The following is a 22,408-nucleotide window of genomic DNA, read 5'->3' as shown; positions in this document are numbered from 1 at the left end:
CCAGAGCCACTGCCACCAGAACCATTGCCGCCAGAACCGTTGTCACCAGAACCACTATCGTTCTGAGAACCGTTATTTCCTGGAGGTTTATTATTATCCTTTGAGTTTCCTTCTGCAAAATGATCACTATTTTGTACAATAGCGTTTGTTAATGGGCGGAAGTTTTCAGTTGCAGCATTACCAATATTTAAACCGCTAAAAAAAGATAAAGAGAGTGTTGATGCTAAAATGAAGATTTTCGTCATGGTTTTCCTCCTAAGAAATTAATATTCCATCTAAAATACATCCCTTTGTAATATTTCTTAGGAAAAAGAGTTTTATGCAAAAAAAACTATATATAGAAAAAGGTGGTGTATTTCTCAAAGCAGAAAAGAGTTAATGTAGATTTCCTACAAATAGTAGAGGCGGAGAATTTACATTCAGAACGGTAGAGGAAGTGGCAGTAGATGAAAGAGTATATAGCGTTTGATATTGGCGGTACGCAAATTAAGTATGGCATTGTTTCAGAAATAGGGAGAGTATTAAAGCGTAAAACAGTTGCAACAGAAATTCATTTAGGCGGAGAACAAACTATTCAAAAACTTATATATGTATCAAAAAAAATAATGAATGAACATACTATTGCAGGAATTGGTATTAGCACTACGGGGATTGTTGATATTAGTAAAGGAATTGTGACGGGAGGTGCGAATCATATTCCGGGATATCGTACTATTCCTATTATTGATAGATTGCAAGAGATATTAAAAGTTCCAGTATCGATTGACAATGATGTGAATTGTGCAGCGTTTGGAGAAAAATGGAATGGTAGTGGAAGAGAGAAAGAGAACTTTATTATGCTCACCCTTGGAACAGGGATTGGGGGAGCGATTTTTATAGAGGGAGAATTGTACCGAGGGCATTCATTTAGTGCTGGTGAATGGGGGAATATGTTAATAGAAGGAAAACCGTTTGAAGAGGTTGCCTCGATTTCAGGATTAATTCGTCTTGTCAGAAAATATAAAGGAAAAGGTGAGTGGAATGGGAGATTAATTTTCGAGTTGTATGATAAAGGAGATCAGGAAGTTGCTCAAGCAGTTAGGATCTTCTTTAAACATTTGGCAATCGGAATTAGTAATCTTGCTTATATTTTCAATCCAGAAAAGATTATTATTGGTGGAGGAATTACCGATAGAGGAAATGAGTTTTTAAAAGAAGTAAAAGAAGAGGTCAGTAAATACTTAAACCAAGAGATTTATAATAATTGTGAGATTGAACTTGCACAAAACGGTAATTGTGCAGGAATGATTGGTGCTATTTACCACTTCTTACATCATCATAAGTAAATTATATGAATGTTTTCATATAACTGAGAATTTATCCTTTTTATCGCTAGGTAAATAATGCTACAATATAAGAGAAGAATACAATATTTTCCGATTTGGAAAATGCTTTGTAGAAAGGGAGAAACTTCATGCCTATTATTTTAGAAAAAGGTCAAAAGATCGATTTAACGAAAGGACAACCAAAAGTAGCAAAACTACAGGTTGGCTTAGGCTGGGATCCAATTGGGCAATCAGGTGGATTTCTGTCTTCATTATTTGGAAGTAAACCAAATGTAGATTGTGATGCATCTGTTGTTATGTTAGAAGGAGATCGTTTTTTAAACAAAAATGATTTAGTTTACTTCGGAAATAAACTTTCTACTTGTGGTAGTATTATTCATTCAGGAGATAATTTAACAGGTGAAGGCGCTGGTGATGACGAAACAATTTTCGTAGAATTACATAAAGTTCCGAGCCGTATTAATCGTTTAGTATTCGTTGTAAATATTTATGACTGTGTAAATCGTCGTCAAGATTTCGGGATGATTCGTAATGCATATATTCGTATTCAAAACCCGCAAACTGGTGAAGAATTAGCACGCTATAATTTATCGGATAATTATGCTGGCAAAACGACTCTAATTGCAGGTGAAATGTATCGTCACGGAAGTGAATGGAAGTTTTCAGCTGTTGGAGAAGGCACACAAGATAAAAACTTAAGTGAGATTGTATCACGTTATCAATAAAATAAACCGAGGAGGAATTGAATATGGCATCAATTTCATTGAAAAAAGGACAAAAGGTAGACTTAACAAAAACGAATCCGGGTCTTTCAAAAGTTCTTGTAGGACTAGGTTGGGATACGAATCGTTATGACGGACAAAACGATTTCGATTTAGATGTTAGTATTTTCTTAGTAGGCGCTAACGGTAAAGTTTCAGGTGCAGAGGATTTCGTCTTCTATAATAACCCAAAAGGTGCGAATGGTGCTGTCGAGCATTTAGGAGATAACCGAACTGGCGAAGGTGAAGGCGATGACGAATCGATCAAAGTAGATTTGAAAAATGTACCTGCACATATCGAACGTATTTGTTTCACAATTACAATCTATGATGGAGAAGGGCGTAGCCAAAACTTCGGACAAGTTTCTAACTCTTTCGTACGTATTTTAGATGAAGAAAAGAATGCAGAATTAATTCGTTACGATTTAGGAGAAGATTTCTCTATTGAAACAGCCGTAGTAGTAGGTGAATTATACCGTCATGCAGGTGACTGGAAATTCAATGCAATCGGAAGTGGATTCCAAGGTGGATTAGCGTCTCTATGTAATAACTTTGGTTTAGACGTAGAGTAATAGATTTAATTTATATATCCATCGGTGAAATGTATGTTTACCGATGGATATATTTTTAAAGATAAAAATATAGAGGTGAATATAGATGGTTATTCAATTACAAAAAGGACAGAAAATTGATTTGGGTAAGACAAGCCCTGGTTTAACAAAAGCAGTAATTGGTCTTGGATGGGATATTAAATCTTATGACGGTGGATCAGATTTCGATTTAGATGCATCTGCCTTTTTATTAGATGCAAACGGAAAATGTACGAAGGAAACTGATTTTATCTTCTATAATAATTTACAGTCTCCTTGTGGATCTGTTTTACATACAGGAGATAACCGTACAGGTGAAGGTGAAGGTGACGATGAGCAACTTGTTGTGGACTTAAAGAAAGTTCCAGCAGATGTGCACAGAATTGCTATTACAGTTACGATTTATGATGCAGAAGGCCGTAGTCAAAACTTTGGACAAGTAGGAAATGCGTTTGTTCGTTTAGCAAATGAAGAGACGAATGAAGAAGTTCTTCGTTTTGATTTAGGGGAAGATTTCTCCATCGAAACAGCAGTTGTCTTTTGTGAATTATACCGTCATAATGGACAGTGGAAGTTTAATGCAGTAGGAAGTGGATTCCAAGGTGGTTTAGGTGCGCTTGTAAGAGCGTATGGCTTGGATGCATAGAAAGGAAACGATATTCGTTTCCTTTTTTTGACCTTTCTATAAATCTAGCAAAGAATAGGGGATAAAGGTAAGATGAGTATTTTGCAAGGAATCCTTGATACGTATGCTCAGTTTTTCGACTTGGACATGTGGATTAAAGTGTTGCAAGATCCAGTATCTTGGGGATTAATAGGTACACTTGTTGTACTTGAAGGTTTGTTATCTGCCGATAACGCACTTGTGTTAGCAGTAATGGTAAAACACCTTCCGGAAGAAAAACGTAAAAAAGCATTATTCTATGGACTTATTGGAGCTTATGTGTTCCGCTTTATTGCGATTGGAATTGGAATGTTCTTAATTAAATTATGGTGGGTAAAACTTCTTGGTGCACTTTACCTTGCTTGGTTATCAGTAAAATACTTTATTGATAAGCGTAAAGGTGCAAGTGAAGAAGACGAAGCTCACGGTATGAATCAAAACAGTATTTTCTTTAGAATGTTCGGTGTCTTCTGGGGAACAGTTGCGATGGTTGAATTAATGGATATCGCGTTCTCTGTAGATAGCGTACTTGCTGCATTTGGTGTATCTAATGAAGTTTGGATTTTATTATTAGGCGGAATGCTCGGTATTTTAATGATGCGTGGTATCGCTGGTGTATTCTTAAAATTGTTAGAGCGTATTCCAGAGCTTGAAACGACAGCATATATTTTAATCTTAATTATCGCATCGAAAATGCTATTGTCTCTAATTGATATTCATATTAGTCATACACTGTTCTTCATTATTTTAGTTGTAGCATTTGGAGCAACATTTATAATTCACTACATGAAGAATTCTGGACAAGCTAAAGAAGAAGTTGCAGCTACTAAAGAAGACAATAAATAATTGAAATGGGTTTGCTCGTTTTACGAGCGCCCATTTTTTATAACCAAAAATAGTTTATAATAGAAGGAAGATTTAGAAAAAACGTAAATGTTTTTGGAGGTGAACTGTTGTGTTTTCACGTTTTACACTTCAACCATATGCATTAAAAGATGAATCAGATTTAAAGCAATTTGAAACACTTTTAGAAAAACGCCCACAATATGAGCTGACAGAGAATGAAATGAAATTTAGTTATATAGCATGTCGAATCCTTGGCGTTCCTAATGATGTAGATGAATATTTTAATAAACTGTTTGATTATAGTGAAGCGAAAGGAATCGAAGTTTTACACGAACAAAATTTAAACAAAGTGATTGATTCGGAAAAGCTTCGTCATATTCAAGAAGTGTTCGGATTACATCAAGAAGCACCAAATGGTCTGACAGTAAATAGGCTAGTTGCACACTTATCTGGGAAACAACTTTTACCGAAAGTAGACAATCCTGATTTACAGCATTACATACATGCGACGTTCATTTCAGTATTGAAATTATATGAGAAACAACATAATCAGTCGTTAAAGACAGAAGGTTTCCGTCGTTTCTTAATCGACATAATTAAACTAAGCGAAAATTACGTAGCGAAGTGGTTCTCTACGATTAATTATAAGAAACAAATGCCGCGTATCGTTTGGTATGGTGATGCACAGGAAAGCCGTATATATTTCTTATATTTTCTTATTATGCTCGGTTGTGATGTGCTTTATTATCACCCCGAAGGAAAAGATGGATTTGAAAATATTGATGAAGAGGGAAGAACTTTTGTTGTATCTCATCCGGGTCGCATTTCGCTTGAACCATTCCCTGATCGTCGACGTGAGCGTGTTGCAACAGTAGCGTATCAAGCTTCGAAAGAAATTGAACAAGTACTTCACCACGATAATTCACTATTATATAAACCGTGGCAATTTCGTTCGTATACACCTGTAGCACGTACGTTAAAAACGACATATGATGAACTCTTTTTAATTACGAAAGAAAAGGCATTTGTACGTCCAACATTCTTTGTTGAAAATAAACATATTTATATTCCTTCTTTATTTGCGAAAATATCAGGCGTTTCAAAGAATGATAAAGAATATTTTCAACGATTAAAGGTTGTTACATCATTTGATAACAGTTTATTAATTAATACATTCCCATTTACGAAAGAGCAAAAAGCAAATTTCCAATATCATTATCGAGATGCATTGGACCGAGCTGGGAAATTACATCCTGATCTAATTATGAATAGCCATTGGTGGCCGCATAAGCGTTTACCGGAAGGTTTACAACATGGGATTGCAGAGGCGATTATCCATACGTGCGAAAGTGAAATGTGCAAACCAATTGCGAAAGAAACGAAACAAGATGTAGCACTGTATGTTTTCGCACAACTTTCTCAAATACCACCTAATATTTTAGAACAGCTTGAGAAATTTGATTATTCACAAGATGTACCGAAAATTGTTATATTTAATAATGAGAAGAGTGGAGAATTAACTCGTTCTGACGCTGTTTTATTACTATTTTTGAATCAAATTGGAGTAGATGTATTCCATTTCAATCCCACGGGCAGAAACGATATTGAACCGTATGTTGAAGCAGGAGCATTCGATTCCCATTGGCTTGAAGAAGTTAATTTCGATCTTGAGTTTCATGGTTCATCAGCCTATAAAAATTTATCACAAACAATAAAAGGAATATTTCGTCCATTTTTATAAGGAAAGGGAGAATACCATATGAATAACCCAGTCGTACTAGATTCGAAAACTGAATTGAATGAGCAAACCGCACAAGATGTTCGCTTGCAACTTAGACAAGATGCAGATGTGCAACGTATTTATAACGCAGTAGATATTAAAGATCAACTGGAATTAATTGAACTTGGAAAAGAACCTTCTATGGAAATTTCACGTTTCGCTGATCAAATTTTACATACAATGTCTCTATCAAAGATAGAAGATTCTGGTGAATTGTTAAAGCAACTTGGTAAAATTATGGACAGATTTGATAGTAAAGACTTTGCGGAAGAAAAAAGTGGTTTCTTCTCGCGCATGTTCAAAAAAGCGGATAAAATGATAGAACAAATCTTTAGTAAATATCAAACGATGGGCCGCGAAATTGATAAAGTTTATGTGGAAATTACGAAGTACCAAGATGAGATGAAAAAATCAATTGGTACGTTAGATGGCTTGTATGAGCAAAACTTAAAATATTATTTAGACTTAGAGAAGTATGTAGTAGCAGGAGAAATGTTATTAGAGCGTTTAAATACAGAATTAGTTCCGATGTATGAAGAGCGCGTGCGTAATAATGATCAATTAGCAGGTATTGAATTAGAGTCGCTTAAAAACTCGGTTGAAATTTTAGAGCAACGTATTGATGATTTAGAAAAAGCTCGTATGGTTGCGCTACTTACAGCACCACAAATTCGCATGATTCAACGTGGTAATAATAAATTAATTGGTAAAATCAATACAGCATTTATTACGACGATTCCTATCTTTAAAAATGGTATCATTCAAGCAGTAAATGCGAAACGTCAAAAGCTTGTTGCAGATTCTATGGCTGAACTTGATCGCCGTACAAATGAATTACTTAAGAAAAATGCACAAAATATCGCAACGCAAAGTGTAGAAGTAGCGAGATTATCAGGTTCTTCTAGTATTAAAATGGAAACACTTGAGGAAACTTGGAACATTATTTCAAGAGGTATGCAAGAAACACAACAAATTGAAGAACAAAATAAACGTGAGCGTGAAGAAAGTCGCAAGCGTATGGCTACATTAACAGAGAATATCAAAAAAGAATTACAAGGATAAATGAAAAGGCAATGAGGAATAGTCCTCATTGCCTTTTAGTTTCTCTTCACTAATTTAATAATTTCATTCACAACAAGTGGAATGATACTTAATAAGAGAACAAATCCCCAATCTCGCATCGTTAATGCATGTACACCGAATATATTTGCAAGGGGCGGGATGGAGATGATACAAACTTGCATAAGAACACCGATAAGAAGGGAGAAGACTAAATATTTATTTGTAAAGATCCCAATTGAAAAAATCGATTTCGTTCTTGAACGCAAGTTAAATGAATGAACAAGCTGAGAAAAACTAAGAACGACAAATGCCATCGTTTGGGCATGTAATAGAGCATCCTCATCAATTCGCTCTGGGAAAAGAGGGAATAAATTTGTATCTCCAGTATAGAATTTTGCTCCGGCGATAAAGGCTATTAACGTTAAAATCCCAATGACAGCCCCATTGAAAATAAGAAAAGGAACGCTACCACTAAATAGGCTTTCTTTCGCATGTCGTGGTTTTTCCTTCATCACATCTGGATCTTCAGGATCAACCCCAAGTGATAATGCAGGCAGTGTATCTGTAATTAAATTTACCCACAAAATATGAATAGGTCGTAGGGGTGTTGCCCAGCCAAGTAAAATCGCTAAAAATAAAGCGATAATTTCTCCAAAGTTACAAGAGAGTAGGAAGAGAATTGATTTTTTTATGTTACGATAAATATTTCTACCTTCCTCAACAGCTTTCACGATAGATGAGAAATTATCATCTGTTAACACGACATCAGCTGCTCCTTTTGCGACATCTGTTCCTGTAATGCCCATCGCTACGCCAACATCAGCTTGCTTTAAAGATGGTGCATCATTGACACCATCACCAGTCATAGAAACGATATTTCCTTTTGCGCGTAATGCCTTTACAATTTTCACTTTATGCTCTGGAGAGACTCTAGCGAATACATTTAAATGATTAATTTTGCTAGCTAGTTCTGTATCTGAAATGTTATCTAATTCAGTTCCAATCATAATTTCAGATATTTCTTCAGCAATGCCAAGTTCTTTGGCAATTGCAAAGGCGGTATCTTTATGGTCACCGGTAATCATAACTGTGCGAATACCGGCTTTTTTACATTCTGTAATTGAATCTTTCACTTCAGTTCGCGGTGGATCAATCATACCGACAAGACCGATAAAGATAAGATTTTCTTCAAGATGATTTATATCCACATCGTTTGAATTGTATTTTTTAAATGCGAATGAAAGTACTCTTAAAGCTTCTTGAGACATTGCTCCGGCAGATTCTAATATTTGATTTTTATCAGAATCAGTTAAAATCTCAATTTTCCCGTTTTTAAAAATATGGTTACATCGAGGTAAGAGCTTATCGATAGCACCTTTCGTCATGCTATAGCAGTTTTCATCGTATGTATGCACGGTTGACATCATTTTACGATCTGAGTCGAAAGGTAGCTCGTTAACACGTTCATGTATTTTTTCTAAATGATCTTTTTGCATGTTAAAAGTGCTTCCGGCCACCAGAAGAGCAATTTCAGTCGGGTCCCCGGTTTGTGATTCGTTATTGTAAGACGCATCATTACATAGCACCATATTCTCTAACAATAGACGTTGCGTATCATTATTTACATTCAAATGTTCTAAGTGATCGTATGTGTTATCACTATAAAAGTGAGTTACAGTCATTTTGTTTTGCGTTAATGTGCCTGTTTTATCTGAACAAATAATTGTGACAGACCCGAGAGCTTCAACAGCAGGAAGTTTACGGATGATGACGTTTTGTTTAATCATACGCTGCACACCAATTGCAAGAACGATGGAAACGATAGCTGGCAAGCCTTCTGGAATAGCTGCAACGGCTAAACTAATAGCAGTCATAAACATTTCTAGTGTATCTCGTCCTTGTAAAAAGCCGATGAGAAACATCACGATACAAATAGCTACAGCAACAAAGCCTAAATACTTTCCGACTTGTGCTAAGCTTTTTTGAAGTGGTGTCATATCATCGTCTGCTTCATGTAACAGGGTAGCAATCTTACCAATTTGTGAGTTCATTCCAGTTTCAACAGCAACACCGACGCCTCTTCCGTATGTTACAAGAGTAGACATAAAGGCCATGTTTTTTTGGTCGCCGAGTGGTACTTGCTCATCACTTTGCATGGAAGGGTGGTAGATTGCATCTTTATCAACAGGGACAGATTCACCAGTTAGAGCAGATTCTTCAACTTTTAAATTTGCGGTTTCGATAAGGCGTAAATCGCATGGGATATATCGTCCGGCGTCGAGCATAACGATATCCCCTGGAACGACGTGCTCAGATGGAATTTCTTTTAGTTCACCATTTCTCTTGACGATAGCTTTAGGCGTCGCCATCTTTTTCAATGCCTCTAAAGCTTGTTCTGCTTTCGATTCTTGGACAACACCGATAACAGCATTTAAAACTACAACGAGCGCGATAATACTGGCATCCGCCCATTCACCTACAAAGGCAGAAATAAGGGCAGCAATAATAAGGACATATACGAGGACGTCATTAATTTGGGCGAAAATACGCTGCCATAAAGTGCGTTTTTGTTTTGTAGCTAATTCATTAGAACCGTATTGCTTTAAACGGTCACTTACAATCTCATCTGTTAAACCGTGTTGTTCGTTTGTTTCTAGGTCAATTAATGTTTGATCTTTCGTCTTACTGTACCAATTGCTCATAAGTAAGCACCTCCAGTAAAAACAGTTAGCAATGGTAGTGTTGCTATTATTTGTGAGTAGTATGTATGGAGAAAAAATCTAAGATGAGGTTCTACTTCTATTGTACAATATTTTACAGTTGGTTGAGGGAAAGAGAAGAGTTGTCATGAATTTGTTGGAAATAAAAAAGAGCCTCATATAAGAGAGGCTTTTTTACTTTTTAATTAATGTACCTAATTCTTCTGTAATAGCTTGCATTTCACTAATGCTGAAAGTTTCACGTTTCATAACATGATCATAAATGTCACGTAAATCTTCGTACATTTCTTCGTTAAAACTAGCAGCTCTCATCGCTCCAGCATTAACCATACGTAATTTTTCTTTAATAGCTTCGACCATATATTCAACGTTTTCTTCTGACTTTACGGATAAATCCACCGAAGTGTCCCCCTTTAAAATAACATAAGGCTATCTTAACATTTTTTATCATTTTCGTTAATGAATCTTTTCAATCCTATTAAATTAGTAGGGATTTCCTTTATATTTAATAATTGGTTGTTTATACTATAAGTATATATTAAGAAATGCACCAAGAAGGGAAGAAACAAAAACATGGTTCAAGTATTGTTTGTTTGTCTTGGGAACATTTGCCGTTCTCCAATGGCAGAAGCGATTTTTCGAGATCTTGTCGTAAAAGAGGGACTCGAAGAGAAAATTGTCATTGATTCTGCAGGAACTGGAGATTGGCATGTTGGCCATCCGCCACATAAAGGAACACAAAAAATTTTAAAAGAAAATGCAGTCACTTTTGAAGGAATTAAAGCTAGGCAAGTAGAAAAAGAAGACTTAACAAAGTTTGATTATATTATTGCCATGGACAACAAGAATATAGCAGATTTAAAAAGTTTAGGTAAAACTGGAGGCTATATTGGTAGACTGTCCGACTTTGTTCCAGACGGTGGCTGGACAGACGTTCCTGACCCTTACTATACAGGGAATTTCCAAGAAGTATATGACCTTGTAACAGAAGGGTGTGCAAAGCTATTAGCTTTCATTCGAAATGAACAAGGAATATGAGGAAGCTTAGAAAGAAATACTTTCTAACATAAGAAATGAAAGGGTGAAGGAATATGGCAAAGAAAAATAATATTGCTCGAAACATTGCGATTGGTGTAGCGGCAGGTGTAGCTGTATCCATGTTAAAGAAAGAAAACCGTGAAAAAGTAAAAAATACAGCAGAAAAAGCAAAAACAAAGATGATTGAAATTGGTGAAAATGCAAAAATCAAAGAAAAAGTGCAAACTGTTACAGATAAAGGACGCGAACTTGCTGATTTCAATGTGGTAAAAGCGAAAGTAGCAGAAATTAAAAAATTAACGCCATCTGTTGTAGAGACGTTAAAAGAAACGAAAGAAATTTTTAGTAAGAAAAAAGTTGAGCCAGAAGAAAAGCCAGAAACGATTGAAATTCAAGCTGTATCTCCAAAGGTAGATGAGCTGAAAGCAGAAGAAGAGCCAGTAGTTGCTGAAGATGGTGGTATGAAAGAAGCGCGTGAATTATTTATAAAAGACTCAAATGCAGTGGAAAAAAAAACTGAAGCGTACATTGAGTTAAAGCAAGATAAAGAAGAGAAGAAAAGCGTTTAAACATATATGAGAAAAATTTTAGAAAAGGTGAGAAGAAATCGTACTTATTCGTTTGGTAAAGATTTATATGACCGGACGATGCGTGATGATGTAGCGGGCTTGGCAGCACAGCTCGCTTATTTCTTCTTGCTTGCAATTTTTCCTGGGCTCGTTTTCTTAATTACGCTTCTTGGATTTATCCCCATTCAAACAGAGGATGTGCTTAGTTTATTAGAGGTTTATGTACCAGATGATGCAATGAACTTAATTGAGGTAAATGTAGATAAAGTTGTAAACCAGCAAAATGGTGGTTTATTATCGTTTGGTTTATTATCTATGTTATGGTTTGCCTCAAATGGTGTTAATGCGGTTATGAATGCTTTTAACCGCGCTTATGATGTGAAGGAAACACGTTCTTTTATTACAACAAGAGCGTTATCAATTGTGTTTACATTAGCTATCATTTTTATGATTGTCTTTGCGTTAATTGTCCCAGTATTCGGACAAGTTATTGGAGCAGCAGTGTTTAAAGCACTCGGTTTATCAGATAGTTTCTCTTTCGTATGGAGCATTACACGATTAGTAGCGAGTTTCTTCGTGTTATTTGCATTGTTTAGTTTTTTATATACATTTGCACCAGATCGAAAATTAAAAAGAAGAGAAGTTATTTCAGGGGCGTTATTTGCTACTGTAGGATGGATTGTGGTATCGTACTCATTTGCTTATTATGTAGATAAGTTTGCAAATTACGCCAATACATATGGTGGTCTCGGTGGTATCATTATTTTAATGTTATGGTTTTATTTAACTGGATGGGTAATTTTACTTGGCGGTGAAATTAATGGTTTACTCCATCATTATAGAACGGGTGACAATAATTCCCGTAATGAAAAGTGAGCTCTTGTTCCATAATAATAGGGAACAGGGGGGATATTTCATGAGTAATAATAAAAAGAACCATAATAATAAAAATAACAATAAACAAAAAAGCAGTTCGCATCCAAAGCATAAAACGAGTAGCAGTGCGAATGGGCATAATAGCTACCATTAAAAAAAAGCGGGTCCTTTATGAGGGACCCGTTTTATTTGTTTCCTTTTAATAATCGTAAGCCATTCAAAATGACAAGAATCGTACTTCCTTCATGGCCAATAACACCGAATGGAAGAGCTAAAAATTGTAAAAAATTCGAACAAATTAGTAGTGCAATTACAGCTAGCGAAAAGATTACGTTTTGCTTCACAATACGGTTCATTCGTTTTGATAGACGGATCGCTTGAGAAAGTCGAGATAATTCGTTCTTCATCAGTACAACATCCGCAGTTTCTAAAGCTACGTCTGTTCCTTCTCCCATTGCTACACCAATGCTAGCAGTAGCTAGTGCTGGTGCATCATTTATACCGTCTCCGACCATTGCTACTGTACCGTATTTTTCTTTTAACTTTTTAATCGTTTCAACTTTTGTTTCTGGTAAGCATGATGCGTAATATTCCTTTATATTACTTTCAGAGGCAATTGCTTTTGCCGTTTCTTCATTATCTCCAGTAATCATAATTGCTTCGACACCAATGCTTTGTAAATCACGAATAGCAGCTATTGTTTCTTGGCGAAGCGTATCTTTTAAAGCGATAAGTCCAAGAATGCCTCCCTCATCACTAATATAAACGACAGTTTTACCTTCTTTTTCAAGTGAGGCAGAAATACCATTATGAAATGTCTTTGTTTCTTCACCGATAAAATCAGCTTTACCTATTTTATAAGCGCTGTTTTCCAATCTTCCTTTTAGACCAAAACCAGTTACATCTTCAACCTTTTCTGGTTTTTTTAATATAATGTCGTACGCATGTTGTGCATATTTAACAATGGATTCAGCTAAAGGATGTGTAGAGTGACTTTCAATTGATGCTGTAATAGAAAGTACTTCTTTTTCTGTTATATTTTCTCGAACATATACATCTGTTACGGTAGGTTTACCTTCTGTTAATGTTCCTGTTTTATCAAACGCGATTGCTTTCACAGAAGCAAGGCGTTCTAAATGTATACCGCCTTTAAAGAGAATACCGTTTCTCGCTCCGTTAGAAATGGCTGATAACGTAGCTGGTGTAATGGCAGCTACGAGTGCACAAGGAGATGCGACTACAAGTAAGATCATAGCGCGATAAAACGTTTCATTCCAGCTCCAGTCAAGTAAGAAATGAGGAACGAACATCATAAGCGCAACAACGAGTAGTACACCTTTTACGTATGTTCCTTCAAACTTTTCGATGAATAGTTGTGATGGTGATTTTTCACTTTGTGCACTTTGGACGAGACGGATAATCTTTTGGAATAATGTTTGATCGCTCGGCTTCGTAATTTTAACTTCGATAGCACCACGTAAATTTACAGTACCGGCAAATACTTCATCGCCATGTCTTTTCTCATTTGGAATAGGTTCTCCTGTGATTGCTGCCTCATCGATATTTGTTTCACCGTTATGAATCGTACCGTCAGCAGGAACACGTTCACCTGGTTTAATTAAAATAATGTCGTTAATTTGTAACTCTCCAACAGGAACACGTTCCTCAGTTCCTGTGGAAATACGTAATGCTTCTTCAGGTTGTAAGTCAAGAAGAGCGGAAATTTCTTTTTGGCTCTTACTTAACGTATAAGATTCCATAGCACCGCTGAGTGCAAAGATGAAGATTAAAATAGCCCCTTCTGCCCAGTAGCCAATAATTGCAGCACCGATAGCTGCAAAGAGCATTAGCATTTCAACATTTAGCTCTTTTTCTTCAATCGTATCTTCAATTCCTTCTTTCGCTTTTGCATATCCACCAACTATATAAGCAAGGATATAGCAAGTAATACCTACATTCATTGCATCGTTCTTTGTGAATAGCCAGCCAGCTAAAATAAAAATACCAGATGCCAATGCAAATACAAGTTCATAATGTTTTTTTAATGTGTCCCATAAAGAGGGATGGGAAATTGCTTCTTTTGCCTGTAACGTTTTTACTTCTGAGTTCATTACTACTCGCTCCTTCCGAATTCTTATTGAGAAAAATAATCAAAATCGAAACCCCTATAAAACGACGAAAGCTGCCATCCATAATGGATAGCAGCATTTCTGTTGAATCTGTTTTTAATCGTTATTATGTTGTAATTATTCTATAGTATATCATATGTTTTTATGAGATGGTACGGTTTTGTTTCAAGTATAAACGGAAAACTTGTGTTTTCGCAATTCCTCTGGTATATATGAATATTGTTCATAAAAGATCGGAAAGGAAGACAACAAGTGAAGACAGAGAAATTTTTTACCCATCCGATTGGCGTATTTATTGCTGCAATAGTAGCAACTTTTTTATGGGGAAGCGCATTTCCTTTTATTAAATTAAGTTATGTTGAACTTGGAATTCAACCACAAGAAGTTGGAGAGCAAATATTATTTGCTGGTTATCGTTTCTTGTTATCTGGGGTAATGCTTTTATTCTTTTTTAAAGTGTTAGGGAAAAATATGAGCTTCAAAAAAGGAACGGGGAAACAGTTAATACAAATTGGTTTATTCCAAACGTTTCTTCAATATATCTGTTTTTATATTGGAATGAGTTATAGTTCGGGGATTGAAGGAGCTATCATTTCAGGGACATCATCATTCTTTCAAATTTTACTCGCCCATTTTGTATATAAAGATGATGCTCTCAATATGAGAAAATTAATTGGGGTATCGATTGGTTTTTGTGGCGTCATTTTAGTAAATGTGCCGAGTGATGGTAGCTTATCATTTCATTTTGGAATCGGAAGCTTATTACTTCTTAGTGCAGCAATGCTGTATTCATATGGAAACATATTAGCAAAAGAAGGTAGTAAAACATTAGATGTTGGCTATATGACAGCATACCAAATGATTTTTGGTTCTATAGGATTATTATGTATAGGGGCTTTACAAGTTGGAGTAATGCCATTTACATTTAGTCTACACGCACTACTTATGCTGATTTATTTATCTTTCTTATCTGCAGCTGGTTTTTGCATTTGGAATACAATTATGAAATACAACAAGGTTGGAAAAGTATCTATGTATATGTTCTTTATACCCGTATTTGGTGTGTTATTATCGAGCATGATTTTAGGTGAAGCAATTCATTCATTTGTGCTACTTGGTTTAGCATGTGTAGCCGCGGGAATTATTGTGGTAAATCGGACGCCAGCTAAGCAAAAAATAGAGCAAGAAAAACAAGTGGCATAGAGAGCAGAAAAGCGATTACAATGGAAGAACAGTGCTGTTCTTCTTTTTTTTAGAAAAAGGATAATAGACTAAGTGTAACGAAAAAAGATACAAAAAGCATTTATTGAGGAGAACATATTATGAATCTACTTTACGTGGTGTTAATTGGGCAAATACTTCTTTTTTTTATTGGTGCAATTTATGCAATAGGGCAGACAAAAAGAACGAAAGTTAATATGCCGTTACCTTTAGCAATCCGTCTTATTCTTAGTTTTTCTTTAACAGGTAGTGCAATTTGGATATGGTTACAAGATCCATCTGTAGAGTATAGTACGTGGGTTGCACTTGGTATGACTTTATCGACTGTGGGAGATTTGTTTATGGCTGGGTTGATTCCAATTGGTCATCGATTAATTGGTGGGATGGTTACTTTCGCCCTTGCTCATTGTTTTTATGTAAAAGCATTTTTGCAAACAGGAATTTCATGGAATGGTTTTTGGATTGGCTTACTTGTATATGGGCTCTTTCTAATTGTAGGATGGTTCTTCTTTATCCGAAATGATAAACAGGATAAATTGTTTACGATAGGAGCTCTAATTTATGGATTGTGGGTTGGGGGAATGGCGTGCTTTGCATTCGCCTTATATTATGAAAATACAGGAATATGGTGGATACCAGCGTTTGGTGGTTTACTGTTTGTGATTTCTGATTTTATTATTGGCGTGACAGATATCGGAGGGCGTAAATTGAAGTATGAGCCACTTTGGATTTGGTTTACATATGTAGCTGCTCAAATGTGTATTGTATATGTGGGATTATAAAAAGATACTCTCAAAAATAGTGGATAGACTATTTTGAGAGTATCTTTTTTGCTTGTTTAATTTGATCAGTATTGTTATTTTGAAATTTCTGATATTGTAATTTAATAATTCAGAATTTTGTAGAAAAATATCAGTCGTATTATTTATAATAAAAGTAAAAAGATGATGAGATGGTGAAATGATGCAAAGGAAAAAATGTTGGCGTGAATTTTTTGGAACGATTGCAATTGCATGTTTATTGGTGTTTTTGGCGAAAATTTTTGTGTTTTTCCCTACGACTGTAAAAGGAGCATCCATGAGGCCGACGTTGCAAGATGGAGATAAGGTGATTGTTAATAAGTTAGCAAAACAATTTGAAAGCTATGGGAGAGAAGACATTATTGTTGTGAAAACAGATAATTTTTATGTCAAAAGAGTGATTGGATTGCCAGGAGATATTATTGAGATGAGAAATGATCAATTATATGTAAATTCTGAAGTGAAAGATGAAGAGTATTTGGATAGTAATAAAAAACAAGCAGAAAAAAAACTTATGAATTTAACAGAGGACTTTGGACCGATTACAATTCCTAAAAATAAGATTTTTGTTATGGGAGATAATCGCCTAATAAGTAAAGATAGTAGAAATGGTTTAGGTTTTATTGATAGAGAAGATGTGTTAGGAAAGTTAGCAGGCATTTATTATCCGTTTGAACATATGAAAATAATAAAGTAAAAAAACCAAGCAAATTTTAGTTTGCTTGGTTTTTCTGTTAAACAGTAGGAGATTCGTTAGATACAAAGATATCTTCATGTTTCTTTGTAGTACTTAAAACGAATTTATGTTGTAGCAATTGTAGTTTAAATAACGCTAAAGGATCATGATATGTTTCTGGATTGCTTCTTAGCGTTGCTAATGTTTGTTCATCTTCCTGTATCTCAAGTTGAGCTGCATCCACATTTTGTTTCAATATGCTAAGTGGATCTTTAAAGAACATCATGATATCGCGTTCTAATGCCCCTTCAAATACTTCAAATTGTAGGAAGAATTGTTTTGAAATTGTGTGAGCAATTTCTGTATAGTCTTCTGTTTCAATATATTGTTTATATTTGTTGGCGAGCATAGATTGGTTTTTTTGCATATTACCAAATAATTTTCCGGCACTTTTTAAGAAAAACTGTGTCGGTGTAAAGCGTAATAAAATATTGATGTTTGTTACTGTAATTCGATTTGTCATTCGTACAACATCTCGATTCCAATCATCTAATAATTTGAAATCGCAAGGAAGTTTCATACGTTCTTCTTTATATAATTTATTAAATGTTTCACTCATTTCATCTAAATAAGCTTGAGCTTGAATAAATTCATTATGTGCTGTTTCAATCCATTCTTGAATAGACCCAGTAAATTTAGGAAGAAGTACCTGTTGTACATGCTTTTGAACTCGTTCATTCATTGCAGCATTTAATTCTTCATGAACTAGTTTGAAATCACTATCTTCTTGAACAAGATCAGAGCAGCTCTGTAATAATTCAGGAATTTGAGAATGTATATCTCGTGTAATTTCTTCTTTCGTTAAAAGATAGGATTCGGTAATAGAGCGAATTTTATCTTTTTCAAGAGCAGTAAGGTTATTAATAAATCCAGTAAGTTTCACTGAGATGTGTTTATTCCAGCGTACGGATTTTACTAATGTATTTTCTAATTCCACACGTTCGTTTATGAGATAAGCAATCGTCTTTTGCGTAAACCATATTAGCTTTTCTATACGTTCTTTTTCTATATCGCGTTTTGCAAGATTAGAGAGAATAGATTCTGTTACATCTCCAAGTTGCTGGCTACTCTCTTGCGAAGGAGAGTATGGGAAGAATTGTGCATCTGGAAAATGCACTTTAAGTTTACTAATTAGTTTTTCATTAGTAGTCGTATTATTTGTGTGTAATACGAAGTGAATTTGTAAGTTTGATACTTGTTCACGTAAATAAATTAACGTATCAATTTCTTCACTATGCAATGGTGAAGAAGAATTTAATACGTAAACAAGACTATCTGCTGCTTGTAAGTATTCAAAGTATGCATTGTTTTTATCCAATTGTCCTTGAATGGATGGTGTAATAAGAAATGTAAACTTATTTTTTCTTAAAAACCTACTTGGTAGCTTAATTTCTATACATCTTTTCTCAAGTTCCGACTGAGCAGATGTAGCCGTTACTTGATGGAATTCATCAAGGTTAGGGATACTTCGTATATCTAACGCGGTAAATTCTGTTATTTCAGTTTGACTAGCGTCTTTAAATAGAATAGGAGTTGTTAAAGTTTCATTTAAGATGTTCTCTCCTAATATTGAATTAACAAATGATGTTTTATCATGGTCACTAGTTCCAGCTATTAGTAGTGGCGTGACATTTAAATCGCATAGTTCATGGACGAGTAGCGTAAATTGATGACTTAAATCTACATCATTTTTCTCAGCCCATACAGCGATTGTTTCGAATAAATGAGAAACTGTTTCCATATTTACATCTGCTTCAGCAGATGTATTAGAAAGTAAGGATCCAGCACTTTTTACGAGTAATGATTCTAAAGTTGTAGGTGAGACTTCATTCCATGCTAACACTGCTGCAGAGACAACTAGAGAATCTTTTGCTTTCGTTAAACTGAACCAATTTGTTAATAAATTTGGTACAAGTCCGTTTAATTCATGCATAAAATGATTTCCGGTAATTAATGCAAAGTATGTTTCTTGATAGCGAGTAGAAATTTCATTCCAATCGTCATTATTGTCTGTTTCAATATGCAAGAATAAATGATTAATACTTTGAATCCAAGGAAGGTATAAGGATTCATGTTGATAGCTATTCCAAAGAGCAATAACAAGTTCTTTAAATTGAGCTTGATCAACAGCATATAGAGCTTTTAAAGACTCATAGAAATATTCAGGCTTAATATTTTTTGTAAATCCTTTATTTATGTAATTTATTAACGTATCAAACCAGTGTAAAGATTGTGTTCGAATACCTTCTTGAACAGCTAGTTCGATAGCGTTGTTCCAATCTTCTTGTTTTTCATAGAAAGAACGTGCAATTGCAGTAATATTTGGGTAATCCGGTTGGAATGCAACAGCTTCACTAATCGTCTTAAAAGCAAGTCCTAAACGATCTTGTTCGATATAAAGAGAAAGAAGTTGTAAGGAAACCTCCATCGTAAGAGTTGTATCTTCTGTTTGAATGGATTGATAAATTTCTTCTGCCTTTGGTAAAAATCCTAGTTCAAAATAAGCATCTGCAATATTTTTTGTTGCCCAAAGTGCAAGAGCATTATTTACTTTTTCCCATTTAAATATAGCTGCTTCAAAATCTTTATTTTGATAATAAAATTCACCTTGAGCAAATCGAATATTAGAAATGTTGGAGAATTCATTTTTAGATTCATTTATATATGCTTCACCGAGTACTTCCGATGCAGGAGTAGAAGTTTCTTCTGTTAAAAATGTTTTATAGTAAACTTTTTGAATAAATTGATTTTCAATGGTCATGTTCGTTCCCCCCTGTATAATTTAGAAAAATGATGTTGTATGTAAAAGGGTTCATGTTCTTTTAATAGGTAGAAGTTGCATTATATAGACCAAACTATGTTTTTGCTAGATATATCATTTTTCTTGAGAGTTAAACCGTTGCGAAAAGTAACTTTCCTTTATTGTAACAAAAAAACACGCATATGAATTTTTATTTTTTATCGGGTCATTTGCGGGCAGTAAGAATCTACTCTCAAAATTGGTGAATGTAAGTGAGTTATGTGGGAGTCGGGATGTCTGTAGAAGCAAGATTGGCGTAGATTAATAATTAGTAGAGGATGAAGAAAAGCCCCACTGATTAAAGTTTCACTTTATCTCTGTTAAAGGAAAGAATAGAAGTAGAGTTCATTATAAAAACAATGTATAGTGAATATGTATACCATGTTTGCCTTAAAGATAGAAAGGGTACAATGTGGAATAACGATCGTGCATAGGATGTGTCTTCCGAATGGAACAACATATTGGCGAGTTAATCGCGCATTATGGCTATTTTGGAATTGTTATAGCTTTGGCTGGTGGGATTGTCGGATTACCGATACCAGACGAGTTTTTATTGACCTTTATTGGTTATAATGTTTCAAAAGGAGTTATGTCAGGAACTGCTGCTTTTTTAAGTGGGATGGCTGGTGCGATGTTAGGGATTACGTTAAGCTACATATTAGGTTTAAAACTTGGGCTCCCTGTTTTAAAGAAATATGGGCCGAAAATTAGAATTAAAGAACATCACATTGAAAAAACACATATTTTATTTGAAAAATATGGGCCATTTCTTTTAATGATTGGTTATTTTATACCGGGAGTACGTCATTTAACGGCATATTTTGCTGGGGTATCAAATTTGACACTTTGGCGTTTTTGTTTGTACGCTTACGGTGGTGCGCTCATTTGGATAAGTGTTTTTATTGGGCTTGGCTGGAAGTTAGGCGAGAAGTGGCGCTTCGTTGAGTATAGTTTACATCATTATGGAATATGGATTTTATTAATTTCAGCAGTTGTTACATGTGTTGTATGGTTTTACATAAAGAAAAAGAAAAACCGCTAATAGCGGTTTTTTTAGCTGAAAGCAATAAATAATACACCAGCTGTAATAAAGACTACACCAACACCGGTCATAAAGTTTAACTTTTCACCGAGGATAATCATAGCGAGAATGATAGAAAATACGACGCTTAATTTATCGACAGGAGCTACTTGTGAAACCTTTCCTGTTTTGAGGGCAAGAAAATAAAATAGCCATGAAGAAGCACCTGCAATCCCACTTAATGTGATAAATAGCAGTGCTTTTTTATTTAGCAGTACGTCGCCGATATTTTGAAATTTACCTTGTATGATAATAACGCCTATCATAAATAATGCCATAATAATAGATCGAATTGTTGTTGCAACGTTTGCATCGATTCCGTCTAAACCAAACTTTCCAAAAATCGATACAAGGGCAGCAGCAATTGCTGATAATAGTGCAAATAAGAGCCACGAACTCATAGTAAAATCCCTCCAATCTTACAGTATTATACATGAAAATGATTCTCATGTATAAAGTTGAAGTAATTAAGGTTTATAGGAAGCATGACTCCAACTTAACTTCTTGCTCCACTTGAATTTTAAGGTGGGAGTTTTACTGCCCGCAAATAGTGGGCTAAATAACGAAATAATCCCCACCTTATATTTTTAATAAGGTGGGGATTATTATGCTACTCTGCAATTTCCTCATATAAAAAGTACGTTACATTATAAATATGCTCTACTTCATCGTCTGTCATAAACAGTAATTCGTCACGCTCAATCCCTTTCTTCTTTTCAATAAACTCAATCATATTTTTGCGTTCTTCTCTCTTCATCAATTTTATTTCTCCTCTCAATCTGTTTTAATACAGTTTATTTAAGTTACTGCTATTATATAACAGAATCTTTAGAAAGTTCCACCTATTTTATTGTTTTTTTCAAAAGAACTTTTCGACAAAACAAGCCCACCTAAAGGGGGCTTGTTTTATTTTATAGTCGTAAAAACTCAGGCTCCGTCGTACCGGCACCATCGATGTAATAAATTGTGTCGGGATTGATTTTTATCAATACGTAATTAGGGTCTTCAGGACCGAGTAACCAACGTTTTAAGCTATTATTCCAAAACTTGTTTTTTAATGTTGAGTCTTCCTCGATTGAAGCTAATCCTTCAACTTCAATATAATCTTCATCTAATTTTTTTCCTTCTCGTCCGAGTAGTACATGGACATTAGGATTTTGTTCAATATCTGTTATCTTTTTTGATTGTCGATCTGTTGCAACATATAGTACAAAATCTTCATGGAAAAACATCATAAAGGCACTATGCGGTTTCTCGTTACGTACTGTGGATAATACACCGGTACGTTGTCCTTGGATAATAGTTGCAATTTTCTCTTTTAAGTGCATATTCTTTACCTCTTTTCCTAATTTATATTTTCTCTGTTTAAACAAGATAATTTAAATATCTTTCATACTGTTTTCTTCAAGT

21 protein-coding genes and 1 pseudogene are annotated in these 22,408 nt (G+C 34.9%); 14 read left to right on the top strand and 8 right to left on the bottom strand.

The genetic code is table 11. From position 1 onward, the window contains the following. Window positions 1–245 (bottom strand): annotated as a pseudogene (locus DN403_RS15160) (hypothetical protein); the annotation flags it as partial. Window positions 246–446: 201 nt separating this feature from the next. On the opposite strand from DN403_RS15160, the gene DN403_RS15155 reads away from it, so the two are divergent. The 7 genes from DN403_RS15155 to DN403_RS15125 all read left to right on the top strand — a co-directional run bounded on the left by DN403_RS15155 (window position 447) and on the right by DN403_RS15125 (window position 7,028). Beyond that, a complete protein-coding gene (locus tag DN403_RS15155; RefSeq protein ID WP_074790693.1) occupies window positions 447–1,325 on the top strand; it encodes an ROK family protein in 879 nt (292 codons plus the stop codon). A gap of 128 nt (window positions 1,326–1,453) precedes the next feature. Further along, entirely contained in the window at window positions 1,454–2,050 is a 597-nt protein-coding gene (locus DN403_RS15150) for a TerD family protein (RefSeq protein WP_001121586.1), read from the top strand. 23 nt (window positions 2,051–2,073) lie between these two features. Then, window positions 2,074–2,658, top strand: a complete 585-nt coding sequence (locus DN403_RS15145) for a TerD family protein (protein ID WP_000146729.1) — start codon at window positions 2,074–2,076, stop codon at window positions 2,656–2,658. A gap of 85 nt (window positions 2,659–2,743) precedes the next feature. After that, window positions 2,744–3,322 (top strand): TerD family protein, encoded by a 579-nt coding sequence (locus DN403_RS15140; protein WP_000236653.1) that lies wholly within the window; start codon window positions 2,744–2,746, stop codon window positions 3,320–3,322. A 72-nt stretch (window positions 3,323–3,394) separates the two neighbouring features. After that, window positions 3,395–4,186 (top strand): TerC family protein, encoded by a 792-nt coding sequence (locus DN403_RS15135; protein WP_000025702.1) that lies wholly within the window; start codon window positions 3,395–3,397, stop codon window positions 4,184–4,186. Window positions 4,187–4,295: 109 nt separating this feature from the next. Beyond that, complete coding sequence (locus tag DN403_RS15130) at window positions 4,296–5,927, top strand: YceG family protein (protein WP_149185559.1); 1,632 nt, start codon at window positions 4,296–4,298, stop codon at window positions 5,925–5,927. An 18-nt stretch (window positions 5,928–5,945) separates the two neighbouring features. Then, entirely contained in the window at window positions 5,946–7,028 is a 1,083-nt protein-coding gene (locus tag DN403_RS15125) for a toxic anion resistance protein (protein ID WP_001064413.1), read from the top strand. Window positions 7,029–7,063: 35 nt separating this feature from the next. Here the strand turns inward: DN403_RS15125 and DN403_RS15120 are convergent, their stop codons facing one another. Further along, window positions 7,064–9,730 carry a cation-translocating P-type ATPase gene (locus tag DN403_RS15120; protein ID WP_000073682.1) on the bottom strand — a complete coding sequence of 889 codons (2,667 nt, stop codon included), beginning with the start codon at window positions 9,728–9,730 and terminating at the stop codon, window positions 7,064–7,066. Window positions 9,731–9,922: 192 nt separating this feature from the next. Further along, entirely contained in the window at window positions 9,923–10,147 is a 225-nt protein-coding gene (locus tag DN403_RS15115; RefSeq protein ID WP_000366196.1) for a DUF1128 domain-containing protein, read from the bottom strand. 174 nt (window positions 10,148–10,321) lie between these two features. On the opposite strand from DN403_RS15115, the gene DN403_RS15110 reads away from it, so the two are divergent. Genes DN403_RS15110 through DN403_RS15100 form a run of 3 tightly spaced genes read left to right on the top strand, consistent with a single transcriptional unit; the run spans window position 10,322 to window position 12,231 of the window. Continuing rightward, window positions 10,322–10,786 (top strand): low molecular weight protein-tyrosine-phosphatase, encoded by a 465-nt coding sequence (locus DN403_RS15110; RefSeq protein ID WP_000250910.1) that lies wholly within the window; start codon window positions 10,322–10,324, stop codon window positions 10,784–10,786. A gap of 53 nt (window positions 10,787–10,839) precedes the next feature. Next, window positions 10,840–11,355, top strand: coding sequence for a DUF4075 domain-containing protein (locus DN403_RS15105; protein ID WP_001085387.1), 516 nt, complete (start codon window positions 10,840–10,842; stop codon window positions 11,353–11,355). A 6-nt stretch (window positions 11,356–11,361) separates the two neighbouring features. Further along, on the top strand, window positions 11,362–12,231 hold the full coding sequence (locus DN403_RS15100; protein ID WP_001226537.1) for a YihY/virulence factor BrkB family protein: 870 nt from the start codon (window positions 11,362–11,364) through the stop codon (window positions 12,229–12,231). A gap of 185 nt (window positions 12,232–12,416) precedes the next feature. Here the strand turns inward: DN403_RS15100 and DN403_RS15095 are convergent, their stop codons facing one another. Then, window positions 12,417–14,342 (bottom strand): heavy metal translocating P-type ATPase, encoded by a 1,926-nt coding sequence (locus DN403_RS15095; protein WP_001083767.1) that lies wholly within the window; start codon window positions 14,340–14,342, stop codon window positions 12,417–12,419. A gap of 270 nt (window positions 14,343–14,612) precedes the next feature. Here DN403_RS15095 and DN403_RS15090 point away from each other — a divergent pair, with 270 nt between their 5' ends. The 3 genes from DN403_RS15090 (at window position 14,613) to lepB (ending at window position 17,078) form a co-directional block, all read left to right on the top strand. Then, window positions 14,613–15,563: a DMT family transporter gene (locus tag DN403_RS15090; RefSeq protein WP_000845710.1), complete on the top strand. Its 951-nt coding sequence runs from the start codon at window positions 14,613–14,615 to the stop codon at window positions 15,561–15,563. A gap of 119 nt (window positions 15,564–15,682) precedes the next feature. Beyond that, entirely contained in the window at window positions 15,683–16,363 is a 681-nt protein-coding gene (locus tag DN403_RS15085; RefSeq protein ID WP_001051075.1) for a lysoplasmalogenase, read from the top strand. A gap of 178 nt (window positions 16,364–16,541) precedes the next feature. Continuing rightward, the gene (gene lepB, locus DN403_RS15080; RefSeq protein ID WP_000983696.1) at window positions 16,542–17,078 is read left to right on the top strand and encodes a signal peptidase I; all 537 of its coding nucleotides are present in this window, start codon (window positions 16,542–16,544) and stop codon (window positions 17,076–17,078) included. 37 nt (window positions 17,079–17,115) lie between these two features. On the opposite strand, the gene DN403_RS15075 is transcribed toward lepB, so the two are convergent. Continuing rightward, window positions 17,116–19,878, bottom strand: a complete 2,763-nt coding sequence (locus DN403_RS15075; protein WP_000151406.1) for a tetratricopeptide repeat protein — start codon at window positions 19,876–19,878, stop codon at window positions 17,116–17,118. A gap of 487 nt (window positions 19,879–20,365) precedes the next feature. Between DN403_RS15075 and DN403_RS15070 the strand changes: the two genes are divergently transcribed. Next, entirely contained in the window at window positions 20,366–20,959 is a 594-nt protein-coding gene (locus DN403_RS15070) for a DedA family protein (RefSeq protein ID WP_000434870.1), read from the top strand. 11 nt (window positions 20,960–20,970) lie between these two features. Here DN403_RS15070 and DN403_RS15065 read toward each other — a convergent pair whose 3' ends face one another. From DN403_RS15065 to DN403_RS15055, 3 genes are all read right to left on the bottom strand, one after another. Continuing rightward, a complete protein-coding gene (locus DN403_RS15065; RefSeq protein WP_000100295.1) occupies window positions 20,971–21,399 on the bottom strand; it encodes an EamA family transporter in 429 nt (142 codons plus the stop codon). Window positions 21,400–21,608: 209 nt separating this feature from the next. Further along, window positions 21,609–21,755 (bottom strand): BH0509 family protein, encoded by a 147-nt coding sequence (locus DN403_RS15060; RefSeq protein ID WP_000817786.1) that lies wholly within the window; start codon window positions 21,753–21,755, stop codon window positions 21,609–21,611. A gap of 154 nt (window positions 21,756–21,909) precedes the next feature. Beyond that, complete coding sequence (locus tag DN403_RS15055) at window positions 21,910–22,326, bottom strand: pyridoxamine 5'-phosphate oxidase family protein (RefSeq protein WP_000550220.1); 417 nt, start codon at window positions 22,324–22,326, stop codon at window positions 21,910–21,912. Window positions 22,327–22,408: the final 82 nt, after the last annotated feature.

Source organism: Bacillus sp. AY2-1 (genome assembly GCF_008368965.1).
Classification (GTDB): domain Bacteria; phylum Bacillota; class Bacilli; order Bacillales; family Bacillaceae_G; genus Bacillus_A; species Bacillus_A thuringiensis_S.
The sequence above is the reverse complement of the archived record's forward strand: the minus strand, read 5'-3'. Positions and strand labels throughout refer to the sequence as shown.